This is a genomic window from Kribbella sp. NPDC058693, assembly GCF_042715335.1.
Lineage (GTDB): Bacteria > Actinomycetota > Actinomycetes > Propionibacteriales > Kribbellaceae > Kribbella > Kribbella jiaozuonensis.
The window spans coordinates 1,108,143-1,122,816 of the sequence record NZ_JBHXSQ010000004.1 but is presented as its reverse complement, the minus strand read 5'-3'; the positions used below and the strand labels follow the sequence as shown (position 1 = coordinate 1,122,816).

The following is a 14,674-nucleotide window of genomic DNA, read 5'->3' as shown; positions in this document are numbered from 1 at the left end:
ACGGCCATTACCGAAAAGATCGTGACCAGCGGTGCCGAAAGGCGGCAGATCTCCTTGTCAGCTGAAGCGTTCGTACGCCGGGAGCGTCAGGAAGTCGATGTACTCGTCGGCGAGGGCTACCTCGAGGAACAGCGACCGGGCCGCGTTGTAGCGGTCGGGGTTGCCGAGCTTGTCGATCTCCTCGTCCGCGATCCGCTCGACCAGATCCGTGGTTACGGTCTCGCCGGTGTCGAGGACGACCTGGTTGCGTCGCCACTGCCAGATCTGCGAGCGGGAGATCTCGGCGGTCGCGGCATCCTCCATCAGGTTGAAGATACCGACGGCGCCGGTGCCTTCGAGCCAGGCGGCCAGATACTGCACGGCGACACTGACATTGTTCCGCAGACCGGCCTCGGTGACCTCACCCGGCGTGGCGGCGACGTCCAGCAGCTGGTCGGCCGTGACGGCGACGTCCTCGCGGAGCTTGTCGACCTGGTTGGGCTTGTCGCCGAGGACCGAGTCGAACACGGTCCGGCAGGTCTCGACCATGCCGGGGTGCGCGACCCACGAGCCGTCGAAGCCGTCGCCGGCCTCACGGGTCTTGTCCGCCTCGACCTTCGCGAACGCCTGCTCGTTCACCGCCGGGTCCTTGCTCGGGATGAACGCCGCCATCCCGCCGATCGCGTGCGCGCCGCGCTTGTGACACGTCCGCACCAGCAGCTCCGTGTACGCACGCATGAACGGGACGGTCATCGTCACGCTGTTCCGGTCCGGCAGCTGGAAGTCCGTACCGCGGGTCCGGTGTGTCTTGATCACGCTGAACATGTAGTCCCAGCGGCCGGCGTTCAGCCCGGCGGAGTGGTCGCGCAGTTCGTACAGGATCTCTTCCATCTCGAACGCGGCCGGGTACGTCTCGATCAGTACGGTCGCGCGGATCGTCCCGCGCGGGATCCCGATCGTGTCCTGTGCCGTCACGAATACGTCGTTCCAGAGCCGCGCCTCGAGGTGCGACTCCATCTTCGGCAGGTAGAAGTACGGTCCTTGCCCGCGGGTGATCTGCAGTTCCGCACACGCGGTGAAGTACAGCGCGAAGTCGACCAGCGAACCGCTGACCGGCTCGCCGTCGACCTGGATGTGCTTCTCCGGCAGGTGCCAGCCGCGGGGCCGTACGACGATCGTCGCGAGCTCCTCGTCCGGCTTCAGCGCGTAGCTCTTCGCGTCGGTGCTGAAGTCGATCTTGCGGGTGATCGCGTCGAGCAGGTTGAGCTGGCCGCCGACCACGTTCTCCCAGGTGGGCGTGTTCGCGTCCTCCTGGTCGGCCAGCCAGACCTTCGCGCCCGAGTTCAGCGCGTTGATGGTCATCTTCCGGTCGGTCGGGCCGGTGATCTCCACCCGCCGGTCGACCAGGCCCGGAGCGGCGGGCGCGACCCGCCACTCCGGGGCGTCCCGGACGTCCTTCGTCTCCGGCAGGAACCCCAGCGACGCCCCGGCCGCGATCTCCGCGACCCGCTGCTCGCGGCGCTCCAGCAGCTCTTTCCGCCGCCCGTCGTACGTGCGGTGCAACGTCTCGATGAGTCCGAGCGCACGCTCGGTGAGAATCTCGTCGTACCGCTCGTTCATCGGGCCGGTGACGTCGATGGACACAAGGGGCTCCTTAGCTGAGTACTACGACTTCGTGATCGGTGATCCGGTCTACCTCGACCGTAATCCAGCCGTCCTGCTCCTTCACTTCTACCTCATCACCCGAGACGAGGAGCTGCGCCCGCGACCCGCTCGCCCGGAGCGACACCGTGAACGGCCCGGCCGGCGTGAACTCCTCCAGCCGACCGCGCCAGGCACCTCCCTGGTCCAGGTTGACCAGGTGCAGGATGTGCCGGTCACCCTGCTTGTAGAGCTGACAATCCAGTACGCCGGCGCCCTCGACGCGCAGCGGGATCCCGTCGTGCTGGACCAGGTTCGCAAGCACCTTCCCGTGATCCGGGTGGTGATGCTTCGCGTACTGACGGTCCAGATCGGCCGCGAGGTACGCCGTACGCTCGCCGAGGACCAGCGCCGGGGTATCGCTCTGCGGCTCCTCCATCCACGATTTCTCCGGCGGATAGATCGGGAACGGCGGGATCCAGGTCAGCGCGGGTTTGTCGGCCTCCACGACCTCCAGCTGCCCTCCGAACGGCAGTACGTCGGTGTCGCCGTCGAAAACCGCCCGGTCCTCGATCCGTAGGTAGCTGTGACTGTCGTAGTTCTCCCAGTCCGTCACGGTCCCGTCGCCGAGCCGCTTGCCGGCGTGCCGGACTCCCAGCAGGTCACCCAACGCCCAGTCGTCCCGGCGATCGCCCCACTCGTCGTAGAGCCCCGACTCACCGGTCACGACCAGCCGGCCGCTGTAGGCCTGCAGTTGCGCGATCTGCTCGTCGGTCAGCACCCCGACGTTCGGCACGACAAGCACCTGGAAGCGCTCATCCACCTCGGCCGTCGGCAGGTACGGGATCCGCGCCCGGACGAGCGCATCCACCCAACCGCGATAGGGCAGCTGGCTCACCTCCTCAGCCGAATCCTTGCCGTGGAAGTCCACGCTCCGTTGACTCCACAGCAGCCCGACCGTTGCCACCGGCTCGCGGTCGACGAGGTACTCCTCGTTCGCCTCGTGCCATTCGAACAGCGGCTGCGCGGTCGCGTACTGCCGCCGGTCGTCGTGCACGGACCCGATGTGGTGCCACCACGGCTGGATCCCGCCGGCCCAACCCTCGATCGCCCACATCCGCGCCTCGGGGGCGGGTTTGCTCCCGAGCCGGAACGTCGGTACGCCGGCGTCGTACATCGCCGTACTCTCCGGGATCAGCGTGTCCCAGCCGAGCAGACCGTGCAGCCGCTTGCCGGAGTCCGCGTTCGCCTGGAACCCGGACTCGTCGTGCCGCCACTGCGAATCCAGCATGAAGATCGACGCCCGCTTGCAGATCTCGACGTCGTCCCGCAGCCTCTTGCTCTGGGCAACGACCTCGCCCCCGTTCATCCCGATCCACAAACAGTCCGGCCCGCCTGCACGCCGGGTCACCTCGTTGTTCAGGTCCCACACCGCGAGCCGCTGGTCGTAACTCCAGCGGATCCATTGCCGGTACACCGGATCGGCCCAGTCCGGCGACGCCGGCAGGTCCTGCCCGAAGCTGTCGCGACAGTTCGGGCAGTAGCAGATCGAGTCCCGGCCGAGGCCGCTCCAGCTGTTGTCGGTCAGCCCGTCCGGTGACGTGCGCTCGATGATCTCCTCGAGGATCCCGGTCAGGAAGTCCTTGTAGTACGGGCCGGTCACACAGGCGACGTACAGCTTCCCGGCGCGATAGGGGTTGCCCTCGGCATCGACCGCGAACCAGTCCGGATGGGCGTCGTACAACGGCTGATGCGCCCGGTTCGAGTCCATCCGGGCCAGGACCGTCAGCCCGTCCTCCTGCGCGAGCTTGGCGATCTCGCCGTACAGGTCCCGATCACCGAGGTACTCCGCCCGGTGCTGCAGCTCGAACTTGCTCGGGTAGTACGCGACGATGCCGCCGGCGTTGACGATCACCCCTTGGACCTTGGTACGACGCCAGTGCTCCCGCCACCACTCGGCGTCGTACCGGGCCGGATCCTTCTCGGTGAGATTCGTCTGCGCCCACCTCAAAGTCCTTTGATACCAAGGCTTCACTTGAGACTCCGGACCGCGTCGCCGGCACCGGACACGTTCTCGAGCAGCATCTCGGAGTACTTGCGGCTGAGTACGACGCCCTCCGCGCCACCCTCGAACGCGGCCAGCGTGGCGTCGCGCACGGACTCGCGGGTACACGCGGTCAGTTCGCCCTCGTTGTCGTCCCAGTTGATCTTGGTACCGACGTCACGCGGCTTCTCCAGCCCGCGCTGCTTCGCGACACCGACCGGGATATCGATGTCGATACCCGGGTAGATCGCGCTCTGCCCGCCGACACCGGCGACGGCCCGCTCGGTCTCCCGCCGTACGTAGTCCGCGGTGAAGCCGGTCTGCGGCAGCTTCTCGTACGAGCCCTCGTCGAGCTGCAGCAGCTTCATCATCAACGGGTACACGTCCTCGGGCTCCGCGTCGGCGAACAGCGCACCACAGATGCTCTTCACCCAGGTGAAGAACCGCGGGCCGGCGCAGTTGTTGTAGATGACGACCTTGATGAAGTCCGAGAACTTCGCCATCTCCGTGTAGTCCTGGTCCGCCCGATAGAACGGGCTGAACGAGATGTTGTGGTAGACGTGCCAGCCGACCTGCACCTCGGGCGAGATCGCCTTCGCGACGCCGTAGATGTCGCGGTACAGCTGCCGCTGGCTCTCGGTCCACAACGTCTGCCAGGCCAGTACTTCGGGGAAATTGAGCAGGATCCGCCAGAACGTCACGAACGCGCCGTCCACCGGACGCTCGCCCGCACCGACCCGCTGGTTCCACTCGACCAGCTCGCGGTACCCACGCATCGCCCGGTCGACGTCGATACCGCGCTCGCGGGCGACCTGGCGGCAGTGCGGGCAGAAGCAGCCGATCTCGGACACGTCGACCGTGCCCTGCATCAGCATGTTCAGCGGGCCGGGCCGCTCCGAGCACCACGCCAGGCCGTCGAGCTCGTAGCTCTGCACGTAGTCCTCGACGAACCCGAGGTGCCAGTTGCGGTAGTCGGGGTTGTTGAAGCACGGCCGCCGTCCGGGACGTCCCCAGGCGTCGACCTCGAGCACCTTGGCGAAGTTCGGGTACGTGCGGAGTTGGCGCGCGCCGCCGCTCTCCTCCATCCACGCGAACGACTTCATCCCGCGCTCGCGGGCCTTCGGGATGACCTCGCTGAGCAGGTCCAGCTCGGGGTGCTCCGGCGCGCGGCCGACATCGCCGAGGACGGTGTTCCCGTAGTACTGCGGGTGCGGCGTCGCGTAGTTCCCGCCGACCCAGCCGAGGTCGTACTCCTGGACGCCGTGGTCCGGGATCGGGTGGCCGGGAATCTGCCGGCCACCGGTTCCCCGGGTCCAGGTCGGTGTGGCCAGGAACAGCGCGTTGACCGCGCCGCGCTCGGCCAGGATGTCGAGTGTCTGGTCGACGCCTTCGTCGACGAACGAAATGGCTCCGATCTGCATGGCAACGACCCGATCGGGCACGATGCTCACCCCTTCATTCCTGTCATCGTGATGCCTTGGATGAAATAACGCTGGGCGAAAAGGAAGACGGCGATGACCGGTACGACGGAGATCGTCGCGCCTGCCATCAGCAGACTGATCTTGGTGAAGTACTCGCCCTGGAACTGCGCGAGTGCCACCGGCAAGGTCTGCAGGTTCTCGGACGTGATGTAGATCAACGGACCGAACAGGTCGTTCCACGATTCGAGGAACGTGAAGACCCCGATCGCGGCGAGCGCCGGTTTGGTCTGCGGCAGCATGATCCGCCAATAGATTCCGAACGTGGACGCACCGTCGATCTTGCCGGCGTCCTCGAGTTCGTTCGGAATTGTCAGGAACGATTGCCGCATGAGGAAGGTCGCAAACACCGGCGTGAGCACCTTCGGCACCCACAGCGGGTACTGCGTGTCCACCCAGCCGATGTGCTGGAAGACGATGTACTGCGGGATCAGGTACGCGATGCCCGGGATGATCGAGGTGGCGAGCAGCACCATGAACGCGATGTCCCGGCCGGCGAACCGCAGCCGCGCGAACGCGTAGCCGGCCATCGACGCCACGATCAGGATGCCGATCACGTTCAACCCGGCGAGTTTCACGCTGTTCCACAGGAACACCGGGATCAGGTCGAACACCTCGCCGTAGTTGCTCCACTGCGTGTCCGTGGGCAGGAATTTCGGCGGCGAGCTGAGCACCTTCGCCTCGGGCCGCAGCGATGCGCTGATCATCCACACCAGCGGCGCGAGGAACGCGATCGCGAACAACGACATCACGACGTACTGCGAGGTCTTTCCGACGATTCTCATGAGTAGAACACCCACCTCTTCTGCAGCTTCCACTGCAGGAAGGTGACGCCCGCGATCACCACGAACAGGATCCACGCCATTGCCGAGGCGTAGCCGACCTTCCCGTAGCTGAACGCGTTCTGATAGATGTTGTAGATGTAGACGCTGGTGGCGTGGCCGGGCCCGCCCTTGGTCATCACGTAGATCAGGCCGAACACCTGGAACGACGAGATGAACTGCGTGATCAACAGGAACAGGAAGTGCGGCGTCAGCAGCGGCAGCGTGATGAACCGCAACCGCTGCGCCGCGCTCGCGCCGTCGATCTTCGCGGACTCGTAGAACTCGTTCGGCAGGCCCTGCAGACCCGCCAGCAGGATGATCATCGGGTACCCGATGCCCTGCCAGACGCTGACCATGATCACGGCCGGCATCGCCCAGCTCGAGCTCGACAGCCATTGCGGGCCGCTGATCCCGAGCTGGCTGAGCAGGCCGTTGATCACGCCGTTGTCCGGCTGGAAGAACCAGAACCAGACGAACCCGATCGCGACCACGTTCGTCACGTACGGCGCGAAGTACGCCGTCCGGAAGAAGGCGACGCCGCGAATCGGACGAGCGCACAGCAACGCCAGCACCAGGCCGATGCCGATCGTCAGCGGGATGCTCGCCAGCGTGAAGTACACGGTGTTCTTGAACGTCTGCAGGAACAACGGATCGTCGGTGAACATCTCGCTGAAGTTCTTCAGCCCGACGAACTTCGGCGCCGAGATGCCGTTCCAGTCGGTCAGCGACGCGGCGATCGAGACCAGGATCGGGAAGAACTGGAACGCCACCACCCCGACCACGATCGGGCTGATGAACAGCCAGCCGGTCAGGTTCTGCTTGCGGCGGGCCCGGCGTACGTCGGCTGTGTTGACTTGTGCGGAGGTGTCGCGTGCCATCGTGATGGTTGCCATCGACATCAACCCTTCAAGGCGTTCTCCACCTGTGATTTGACGCCTTGGAGAACGTCGGAGACCGGCTTCTCGCAGTTGTAGGCGGTGTCCAGCGCGGGCCGGTACAGCTCGCGGGCGCCGATCGTGTTCTTGGTCTGGTTGGTCGCGGTCAGATGCTTGGCCGCCTCGGCGAACAACCCGATATGCGCGGGCGCCTTCCCGTTCGGCGCCAGGTCGGCCGCCGCCTTCAGGTTGATCGGCGTGAACGCGCCGCCCTGGAGCAGGATCTTGCCGCCGTCCTCGCTGGCGAGGTACTTCAGCAGATCCCAGGCCGCGTCGGGGTTCTTCGCCTTCTTCGGGATGCAGAACACGATCACGCTGGACTCGGTCTTCTGCTCCACGTCACCAGGCGGCGGAGCGACGTCCCAGGTGAAGTCCTTGATCGTCTGCCGCATGTACGGCACCGTGCCGAAGGTCGCGAACATCATCGCGATCTTGCCCTGGGCAAACATCTGGTTCTGGATGCTGTCCTGCTGCAGCGCGGACCACGGTGGCTGCACCTTGTCCTTGCAGGTCAGGTCGGTCGCCCACTGCAGCGCCTCGGACTCCTTCGAGTCCGACAGCGTGAACTGCGTGCCGTCCTTGGAGAAGATGCCCGTCTGGCTGCCGTGGTTGACCGTGAACGTCTGCTCGTAGCCGGTGTCCAGGTAGACCAACGCGCCGTACTGCTTCTTCGCCGGGTCGGTGAGCTTCTTGGCCCGCTCCTCGAAGTCGGACCAGGTCCAGCCGTCGGCGGACCAGGTCGTCGGCGGCAGCGGTACGCCGGCTTTCTTGAACAGATCGACGTTGTAGAAGATCAGCCGCGGCTCGTACCCGAGGACCCACGCGGTGTGCGAGCCGTCGGGCTGCTGCGGGAAGTCGAACGTCTCCTTGGCGAACTGCGACGTGTCGAGCTTGTCCTTCTCGATGTACGGCTTCAGGTCCAGCAGCGCTCCCTGGGTGGAGAAGCCGCGGACGAAGTCGTCGTTGATCCGCATCACGTCCGGCGGGCTACCGCCCGCGATCAGCGTGCGCATCTTGGTGTCGTACTCCTGGGTGACAGCGGGCTGGATGGTGACCTTGGTGCCCGATTCCTTCTCGAACGCCTGGATCGCCTGCTCCAGCGGGTTGCCCTTGACCTGCTCCCAGTTGAGGAAGGTGAGGCTCTTGCCCCCACCACCACCTGCGTTGCCGTTGCCACCGCAGCCGGCCAGAACGCCGGCAGCTGTGAGTCCCGTCAGTCCGGCGAGAAACCTGCGGCGGCTCAGGTTGGAGAGTTGTGTCTGCACCGGAATCTCCCATCCACAAGGGGATGAATACGTATACAATGAATACGTATACACATTGCGTTGGGCGTGGTCAACGGCCCGTGGCCACACTCTTGAGTAGGGTTCAGCATTTGGACTAGGGGAGGCAGGGTCATGGCTCGACCACCGACGAGTAGGGATCTGGCGCGGCTGGCGGGGGTGTCGCAGGCGACGGTCTCGCGGGTGCTGACGAACAATCCGAAGGTCAACCCGGAGACCCGGGCCCGGGTTCTGCAGGTGCTGAAGGACGCCAACTACACGCCGAACGCGTTGGCGCGCGCGATGAAGACCGGGCGGACCGACACCATCGGCGTGTTCATGACGCGCGTGACCAGCCCGTTCCATGCCGAGCTGCTCGACGAGATCGGCCGGGTGCTCAGTTCGGTGGGTCTGCACATGATCCTGTGGAACATCGAGCACGACCCGGAGGAGACGATCGCCCAGGTGCTGCACCAGCGCCTCGTCGACGGGTTCCTGCTGACGTCGGCGACGTACGACTCGAAGCTGCACACGATGGCGCTCGCCTCCGGTACGCCGACCGTGCTGCTGCATCGCGGCATCGACGGGCTCGACTGCGACCAGGTCGTCGGCGACAACTGGCAGGGCGCGTACGACGCGGGCAAGTACCTCGTCGACCACGGCCACACGGACATCGGACTCGTCACGCTCATCCACACCGGGAACACGTCCCGCGACCGCGACCTCGGCTTCCGCGCGGCCCTCGCCGACGCCGGCGTGAAGATCAAGCCGAGCAACGTGGTCTCGGTCGGCGTACCGCACGCGGACGGCCACGCCGCCGCGGAGAAACTCCTGTCCAAGAAGAACCCGCCGACCGCGATCTACACCGTCACCGACCTACTCGCCTTCGGCATCCTCGACGGCGCCCGCGCGGTCGGCGCCCGGGTCCCCGACGACGTCTGGGTGATCGGCTTCGACAACACCGAAATGGCCGCCTGGGAATCCTTCGACCTCACCTCGGTCGAACAACCCACCCACGCCATCGTCGAAACCGGCGTAGCCCTCCTCCGCCAACGCATCACCACCCCCGACCGCCCCACCGAGATCGTCACCCTCCCCTGCCCGCTGGCCATCCGCGGCTCCACCGCGAACACCCCACAGGGTTAGGTCAGACCTTGTGGAGTTCCGCCGGGATGTCTGGGGTTGTCTCTTGGCCGGCGCGCCACTGTTCGGCGGTTCGAAGGATCCAGTACAGCAGGAACAAACCGAGCAGTGCGATCTCGACCCAGAGGATTGCCGACGACCTGAAGATGACGCCGATCAGGAGGCTGAGGGCCATGCCGATCGCGATGAGACCGTAGATGCGTGTGAACGCCTTCTTCTCCTGCGCCCCCGTGACGGGCAGGTGACGTTGGCCCAGTGCGCTCAGCACGACGATGCCGATGATCGCCGCGAACAGGAGCGCGGCGGCGGTGTAGTGCGCGTTGTTGTCGAAGCTGTCGCGCGACGTCCTGAACCAGATGATCCCGGCCAGCCAGAGCGCCACCGAGACCCCCAGTCCCAGCTTCTGCTTCCAGATCCACTTCGCGCTGCCCTTGGCGGTCAGCCCGACGACGAGGGAGACCAGCAGGGCGATGCTGCCGACCCAGAAGTACGCCACCATGTTGTTACCGATGTCGTCTGCCGCGCCGCGCGAGACGAGCTCTTTCGACCAGCAACTGCCCGCGTTCGGGGTCGGCACGAAGGCGACGACCGGTGCGAGGAGACCGCCGAGGTTCAGCAGCACGTCCTTCAGGGTCGAAGCGCCTTTCAGGACGATCATGCAGACGCCGACCGTGACCAACGTACCGATGAAGACCGCGTGCACCGGCGTGTAGTAATACGCGCTGATCGAACCCTGCCAGCAGTCCGACGCCGTCTGGCGGTGCTCGCGCCACACCGCGACCGCCAGCATGATCAGGACTCCGATCATCGCCAGCCGTAGGTAGTTGTAGGTCCGCTTCTCGAAATCACTCTGGGCGGCCATGACCGTCCCCTCTCCCTGACGAAACTCCCCCTACCTGTTCGGACCGTCGGGAGGTGCCGGGAGATACCTCTGGGTTCAGGTGAGTTTCGGGAGTACCTCGGCGAGGACTTTGGCATGGTCCTGTGGTGTGGCCAGGCCGAGGTTCATCGTGTTGATGCCGAGGTGGGTCGCGCCGAGCTCGCGCCAGCTGTCGACGAAGGCCTTGCGGTCCTGTTCGGGTACGGCGGCGAGGGTGAGTCTCGCCTCGATCCCGATCGACTGCGGATCCCGGCCGGCCGCTTCCGCGGCTTCGCGGAGCATCGCGATCTGCTGCCTGGCTCGATCGTCCGGCGCCGACTGCGGCATCCACCCATCACCGATCCGGCCGGTACGTCGCAGTACTGCATCTGCAGTGCCGCCGAACCAGATCGGGATCTCTCGGCCGGGCAATGGGTTGAGCCCAGCCTCGACGACCTCGTGGTACTTGCCGTCGTAGGACATCACCGGCTCGGCCCAGAGGCGGCGCAGCAGGTCGACCTGCTCTTCCAGCACCGCGCCGCGTTGCTTGAACGGTACGCCGAGCGCCTGGTACTCGACCTGATTCCACCCGATGCCGACACCGAGCCGCAGCCGGCCGCCGCTCAGTACGTCGACCTCAGCGGCCTGCTTCGCCACCAAGGCCGTCTGACGCTGCGGGAGGATGAGTACGCCGGTCACGAGCTCGAGGCGGGTGGTGATGGCCGCCATGTAGCCGAACAGCACGAAAACCTCATGGAACAAGGACTTGTCGGTGTACCCGGTCCAGCCGGGGCGGTTCGTGGGATCGGCGCCGAGCATGTGGTCGTAGGCGAGCACATGGTTGTACCCGGCCTGCTCCACGGTGGTCGTCCAGTCGCGCACCGTCTGGGGGTCCGCGCCGATCTCCAGCTGGGGGAACACCGCACCGATCTTCACTTCGTAGCCTCCGGCAACAAGTCGATCAATCCCTGGACAGCCAGCTCGAACGGCTCCACCGATCCGGCCGCTCGAGCAAGCACGTACCCACCCTGCAACACCGCCGCCACGGTGGCCGCGATCCGGTCCGGGTCGAGCGAGTCCGGATACTCACCGGAACGCTTGCCCTCCGCAACCACCTCGGCCAGCCGCTTGCGCAACCACTCGAACGTCTCGGCAACTGGTTCCCGCAACACCGGATCCGCAATCACGTCCGGATCCGCCGCCAGCCTGCCGACCTTGCACCCTTTGAGCACGTCCCGCTCCCGCTCGAGGTACCCCGCGATCCGCTCACTGGCCGACCCGTCCCCGGTCAACTGCACCTCGGCCGCCGCCCGCAACTCGGCCCCCGACCGCTCGATCGCAGCCTTCGCCAACTCCGCCTTGCCCGCGAAGTGGTGATACATACTCCCCTGCCCCGCATCCGCAGCCCGCTGGATCGCCTTCGGCGAGGTCCCGACGTACCCCCGCTCCCACAACAACTCCTGCGTACTCCGAATCAACCGCTCCACCGTCTCCACCCCGCCCACTGTACCCACAGGTACAGCCCGCGAACATAAAGCTGGGGAGGATCCCGCGTTCGGGATCCTCCCCAGATCGTCGCTGTCAGCTGACGGTGACGATCTTGTTGACCGTGAAGGCCTGGGCGTGGTCGGTGTCGGCCGGGAACCAGACGCGGTAGGCGATCTGGCCGCGGATGGCGGGCTTGATGCCGAACGCGTACTTGCCCGAGCTGCTCAGCTTCACCGAGGCGATCGACTTCCAGACCTTGCTGCCGTACTGCTGGAGGTAGACGACCTTGCCGGCGTGCGCGGGAGCGACGTACCCGCTGAATGCGGTGGTCTTACCGAGCTTGATCGCCGTCGGCGCGAGGGTTGCGGAGATCGTTGGTGCGACCTGCACCGTGATGTCGGCGGTCCGGGTGCCCATCAGGTCGGCATTGCCGGGGAACGTGAGCATGTAGACCGAGGACACAGTCGGCTTCGCCACGACCGAGAGCGTTCCGGTCGAGGACGTCTTCAGCGCCGCGAGCAACGTGAACTTGGTCGAGGTCTTCGGCCGCACGTAGACGTTCACCGGCAGCCCGGCGTACGCCAGGTTGTCGATCCGCAACGTGCTGCCCTTGATCGTGATCGCGCCGCCGTAGTTGATCAGCGTCGACGTCGTGCTGATCCCCGACTTCATCCCGAGCAACTGCTTGATCGCGATCGGGCTGTAGTGGCCGGCCCGGTCGACGACCCAGCCCGCGTACGTGTACGTCGTACCCTGCGCCAGCCCGGTGTTCTTCACCGCGGTCCCGGTGCCCGAGTAAACAAGCGTGCCCGTGCTCGGCGTCGGCGCCTTGCTCCCGACGTTCCGCCGCACGATCACCCGGGCGAGGTCCGTCGTCGGCGGAATCGTCCAGGCCAGGTTGGCCGCCAGGTAAGCACCCCCGCCGGTGAACGTGCTCAGCTTCTGCGGCACCAGGTCCGGCGTACTGAAGACCGAGCTGAACGGCTCGATCGGCAGGCCGCTGGAGGTCTCCACCACCCCGGTCGCGGCGAGCTTGTACGGCGTTGCTTCGAGCAACGAATCCTTCGGGGTCAGGATCGCCTGGTGCGACGACGGGTCGTAGGTCACACCCGCCGGAACCACGGCACCGGTCTTGCCGTTGAGCAGCTTCAGACCGGCGATGACGCTGTTCGCGTCGACCTCCGGGGCGAACGTGACCACCGGCTGGATCTCGGTGCTCGCGATCGTCGACAGGTCGGCGGGCAAGGCGTCCAGGACCGGGTACGCCGGGATCGGCGCGGCGCCGACGTTGCCGTCCGCGTTGGTGACCTTGATGCTGTACGCGCGGCTGTCCCGCGAACCGTTCGCGTTCCGTACGGCGATGTAGGCAGTCTGGGCCGGCAACGTGGCGTAGGTGCTGGCGGTCAGTGCCTGCGGGATCTCGTAGCCGTCGCTGTCCACCGGCGGCTCCGGCTTCTGGACGAACGCCAGCGGCTTGAGGGCGCTGTCGTACACCGAGACGACCGGCCCGAAGTTCTGCGCGTAGGTGCCGGAGTCGAACGTCGCTCCGGTGACGTCGACGCGCACCTGGTGGGAGGCCGTGCCCGGGATCTTGTACCAGTCGACGTCGCCCTCGACGCTGATGGTCCCTGAAACCGCGACACCGGCGATCAGCTCGCCCGCGCGCGCCGGTTGGTCGTTCTTGTCGGCTGTGCCCATGGCGAAGTCGGTGGTGGGTGCGCCGCCGAGGGCGGCGTACGCGTCGAGGATGCCGGCGCCGTAGTACGGGTCGGTCCCGCGAGGACCGGCGTCGCGGGCGGTTGCCTTGAGGCGGGCCATCACCTGGGCCGGGGTGAACGACGGCCACTTGTTGCGGACGAGGGCGGCGACGCCGGCCACGATCGGCGAGGAGAACGACGTACCGGCGAGGCCGAGGAAGTACGGCTCGTACCCGGCCGGGGTTCCGGCGCGGGGCGAAGTGCTGGTGATGTCGTAGCCCGGGGCGGCGAGGTCGACGGAGTCGCCGTAGCTGCTGAAGCTGGTCAGTACGCCGGCCTGGTTCGTGGCGCCGACCGACAGGACCTCCGGGTATGCGCCGGGGAAGTGGTTCGACGAGTCGCCGCCGGTGTTGCCGGCCGCGGCGACCAGTACGACGCCCTTGGCGACCGCATTCTGGATCGCGGTGTGCAGGACCGGGTCGTCGCCCTCGCCGCCGAGCGACATGTTGATCACCCGGACGCCGTTCTTGACCGCCCAGTTGATGCCGTTGATCAGGTTCGTGTCGTCACCCGAGCCGGTGTCGTCGAGCACCTTGACCGGGCGGACCTTCGCGTTCCACGCGACGCCCGCGATGCCGGTGCTGTTGGACGTGCCGGCCGCGATGATGCCGGTGGTCGCAGTACCGTGGCCGTCGCCGTCGTTGGGCGGGAGTGCGGTGTTGAAGGTGTTGTAGCCGGGCAGCAGGTGACCGACCAGATCCGGGTGGCCGGCGTCGACGCCGGTGTCGAGGACACCGATGATCTGGTTGCCGGCGCTCTTCGACAGATCCCACGCCTTGTCGACGCGGACGGTCGACAGGTACTTCTGGTAGTTCGTGTACAGCCAGTCGTTCGGTATGGCGGACTTCTGCCGGATGTAGTTGAGCGAGGCAAGCTCGACCGACGGGTCGGCCTTGACCTTCTTCAGCAGCTCGGTCGCCGGAACGTCACCGGTCACCTTGACGACGTCGGCGGTGACGGAAACATCTGGCGTGCCCTTGACCTTGGCCAGCGCGGACTTGCGCGCCGAGGTCGTTGCCTTCGGCTTGAACTGCACGATCACTGACTTCGGGTCGTACTTCGGACCACTCGCCGCAGCGGGCTGGAACTTCGCGTGACGCACATTCGGCTCGGCGGACACCGTGGCGTTACCGGACGAACCGGTAACCACCACCACCGACCCCGCAACCAGCGCAGCCGGCACAGCCAGCCGCAACCAACGAGCAGTACGGAACACCACAACCCCCAAGAACCTCAATCGGGCGGACTGGACCGGATGTGGTCC

11 protein-coding genes are annotated in these 14,674 nt (G+C 66.3%); 1 reads left to right on the top strand and 10 read right to left on the bottom strand.

Features of this window, described 5'->3' with window-relative positions; translation table 11 throughout:
- Positions 1–57 precede the first annotated feature (57 nt).
- From aceB to ACFWUU_RS31705, 6 genes are read right to left on the bottom strand one after another with little or no spacing between them, the layout of a single operon-like run.
- Positions 58–1,623 (bottom strand): malate synthase A, encoded by a 1,566-nt coding sequence (gene aceB, locus ACFWUU_RS31730; RefSeq protein WP_380180968.1) that lies wholly within the window; start codon positions 1,621–1,623, stop codon positions 58–60.
- 10 nt (positions 1,624–1,633) lie between these two features.
- Complete coding sequence (locus tag ACFWUU_RS31725; RefSeq protein ID WP_380180966.1) at positions 1,634–3,631, bottom strand: alpha-amylase family protein; 1,998 nt, start codon at positions 3,629–3,631, stop codon at positions 1,634–1,636.
- A 20-nt stretch (positions 3,632–3,651) separates the two neighbouring features.
- Positions 3,652–5,115 carry a hypothetical protein gene (locus tag ACFWUU_RS31720; protein WP_233714465.1) on the bottom strand — a complete coding sequence of 488 codons (1,464 nt, stop codon included), beginning with the start codon at positions 5,113–5,115 and terminating at the stop codon, positions 3,652–3,654.
- Positions 5,112–5,927 carry a carbohydrate ABC transporter permease gene (locus ACFWUU_RS31715; protein WP_380180964.1) on the bottom strand — a complete coding sequence of 272 codons (816 nt, stop codon included), beginning with the start codon at positions 5,925–5,927 and terminating at the stop codon, positions 5,112–5,114. Before ACFWUU_RS31715 ends, ACFWUU_RS31720 begins: the two co-directional genes overlap by 4 nt.
- The gene (locus tag ACFWUU_RS31710) at positions 5,924–6,859 is read right to left on the bottom strand and encodes a carbohydrate ABC transporter permease (RefSeq protein WP_380180962.1); all 936 of its coding nucleotides are present in this window, start codon (positions 6,857–6,859) and stop codon (positions 5,924–5,926) included. The genes ACFWUU_RS31715 and ACFWUU_RS31710 overlap by 4 nt, the downstream gene beginning before the upstream one ends.
- A 5-nt stretch (positions 6,860–6,864) precedes the next feature.
- Complete coding sequence (locus ACFWUU_RS31705) at positions 6,865–8,166, bottom strand: ABC transporter substrate-binding protein (RefSeq protein ID WP_380180960.1); 1,302 nt, start codon at positions 8,164–8,166, stop codon at positions 6,865–6,867.
- Positions 8,167–8,298: 132 nt separating this feature from the next.
- Here ACFWUU_RS31705 and ACFWUU_RS31700 point away from each other — a divergent pair, with 132 nt between their 5' ends.
- Positions 8,299–9,309 (top strand): LacI family DNA-binding transcriptional regulator, encoded by a 1,011-nt coding sequence (locus ACFWUU_RS31700; RefSeq protein WP_380180957.1) that lies wholly within the window; start codon positions 8,299–8,301, stop codon positions 9,307–9,309.
- Between the two features lies 1 nt (position 9,310).
- Here ACFWUU_RS31700 and ACFWUU_RS31695 read toward each other — a convergent pair whose 3' ends face one another.
- The 4 genes from ACFWUU_RS31695 to ACFWUU_RS31680 all read right to left on the bottom strand — a co-directional run bounded on the left by ACFWUU_RS31695 (position 9,311) and on the right by ACFWUU_RS31680 (position 14,647).
- On the bottom strand, positions 9,311–10,168 hold the full coding sequence (locus ACFWUU_RS31695) for a hypothetical protein (protein ID WP_380180955.1): 858 nt from the start codon (positions 10,166–10,168) through the stop codon (positions 9,311–9,313).
- 75 nt (positions 10,169–10,243) lie between these two features.
- On the bottom strand, positions 10,244–11,101 hold the full coding sequence (locus ACFWUU_RS31690; RefSeq protein WP_380180953.1) for an LLM class F420-dependent oxidoreductase: 858 nt from the start codon (positions 11,099–11,101) through the stop codon (positions 10,244–10,246).
- The gene (locus ACFWUU_RS31685; RefSeq protein ID WP_170989552.1) at positions 11,098–11,661 is read right to left on the bottom strand and encodes a TetR/AcrR family transcriptional regulator; all 564 of its coding nucleotides are present in this window, start codon (positions 11,659–11,661) and stop codon (positions 11,098–11,100) included. The genes ACFWUU_RS31690 and ACFWUU_RS31685 overlap by 4 nt, the downstream gene beginning before the upstream one ends.
- A gap of 85 nt (positions 11,662–11,746) precedes the next feature.
- Complete coding sequence (locus ACFWUU_RS31680) at positions 11,747–14,647, bottom strand: S8 family serine peptidase (RefSeq protein WP_380180951.1); 2,901 nt, start codon at positions 14,645–14,647, stop codon at positions 11,747–11,749.
- Positions 14,648–14,674: the final 27 nt, after the last annotated feature.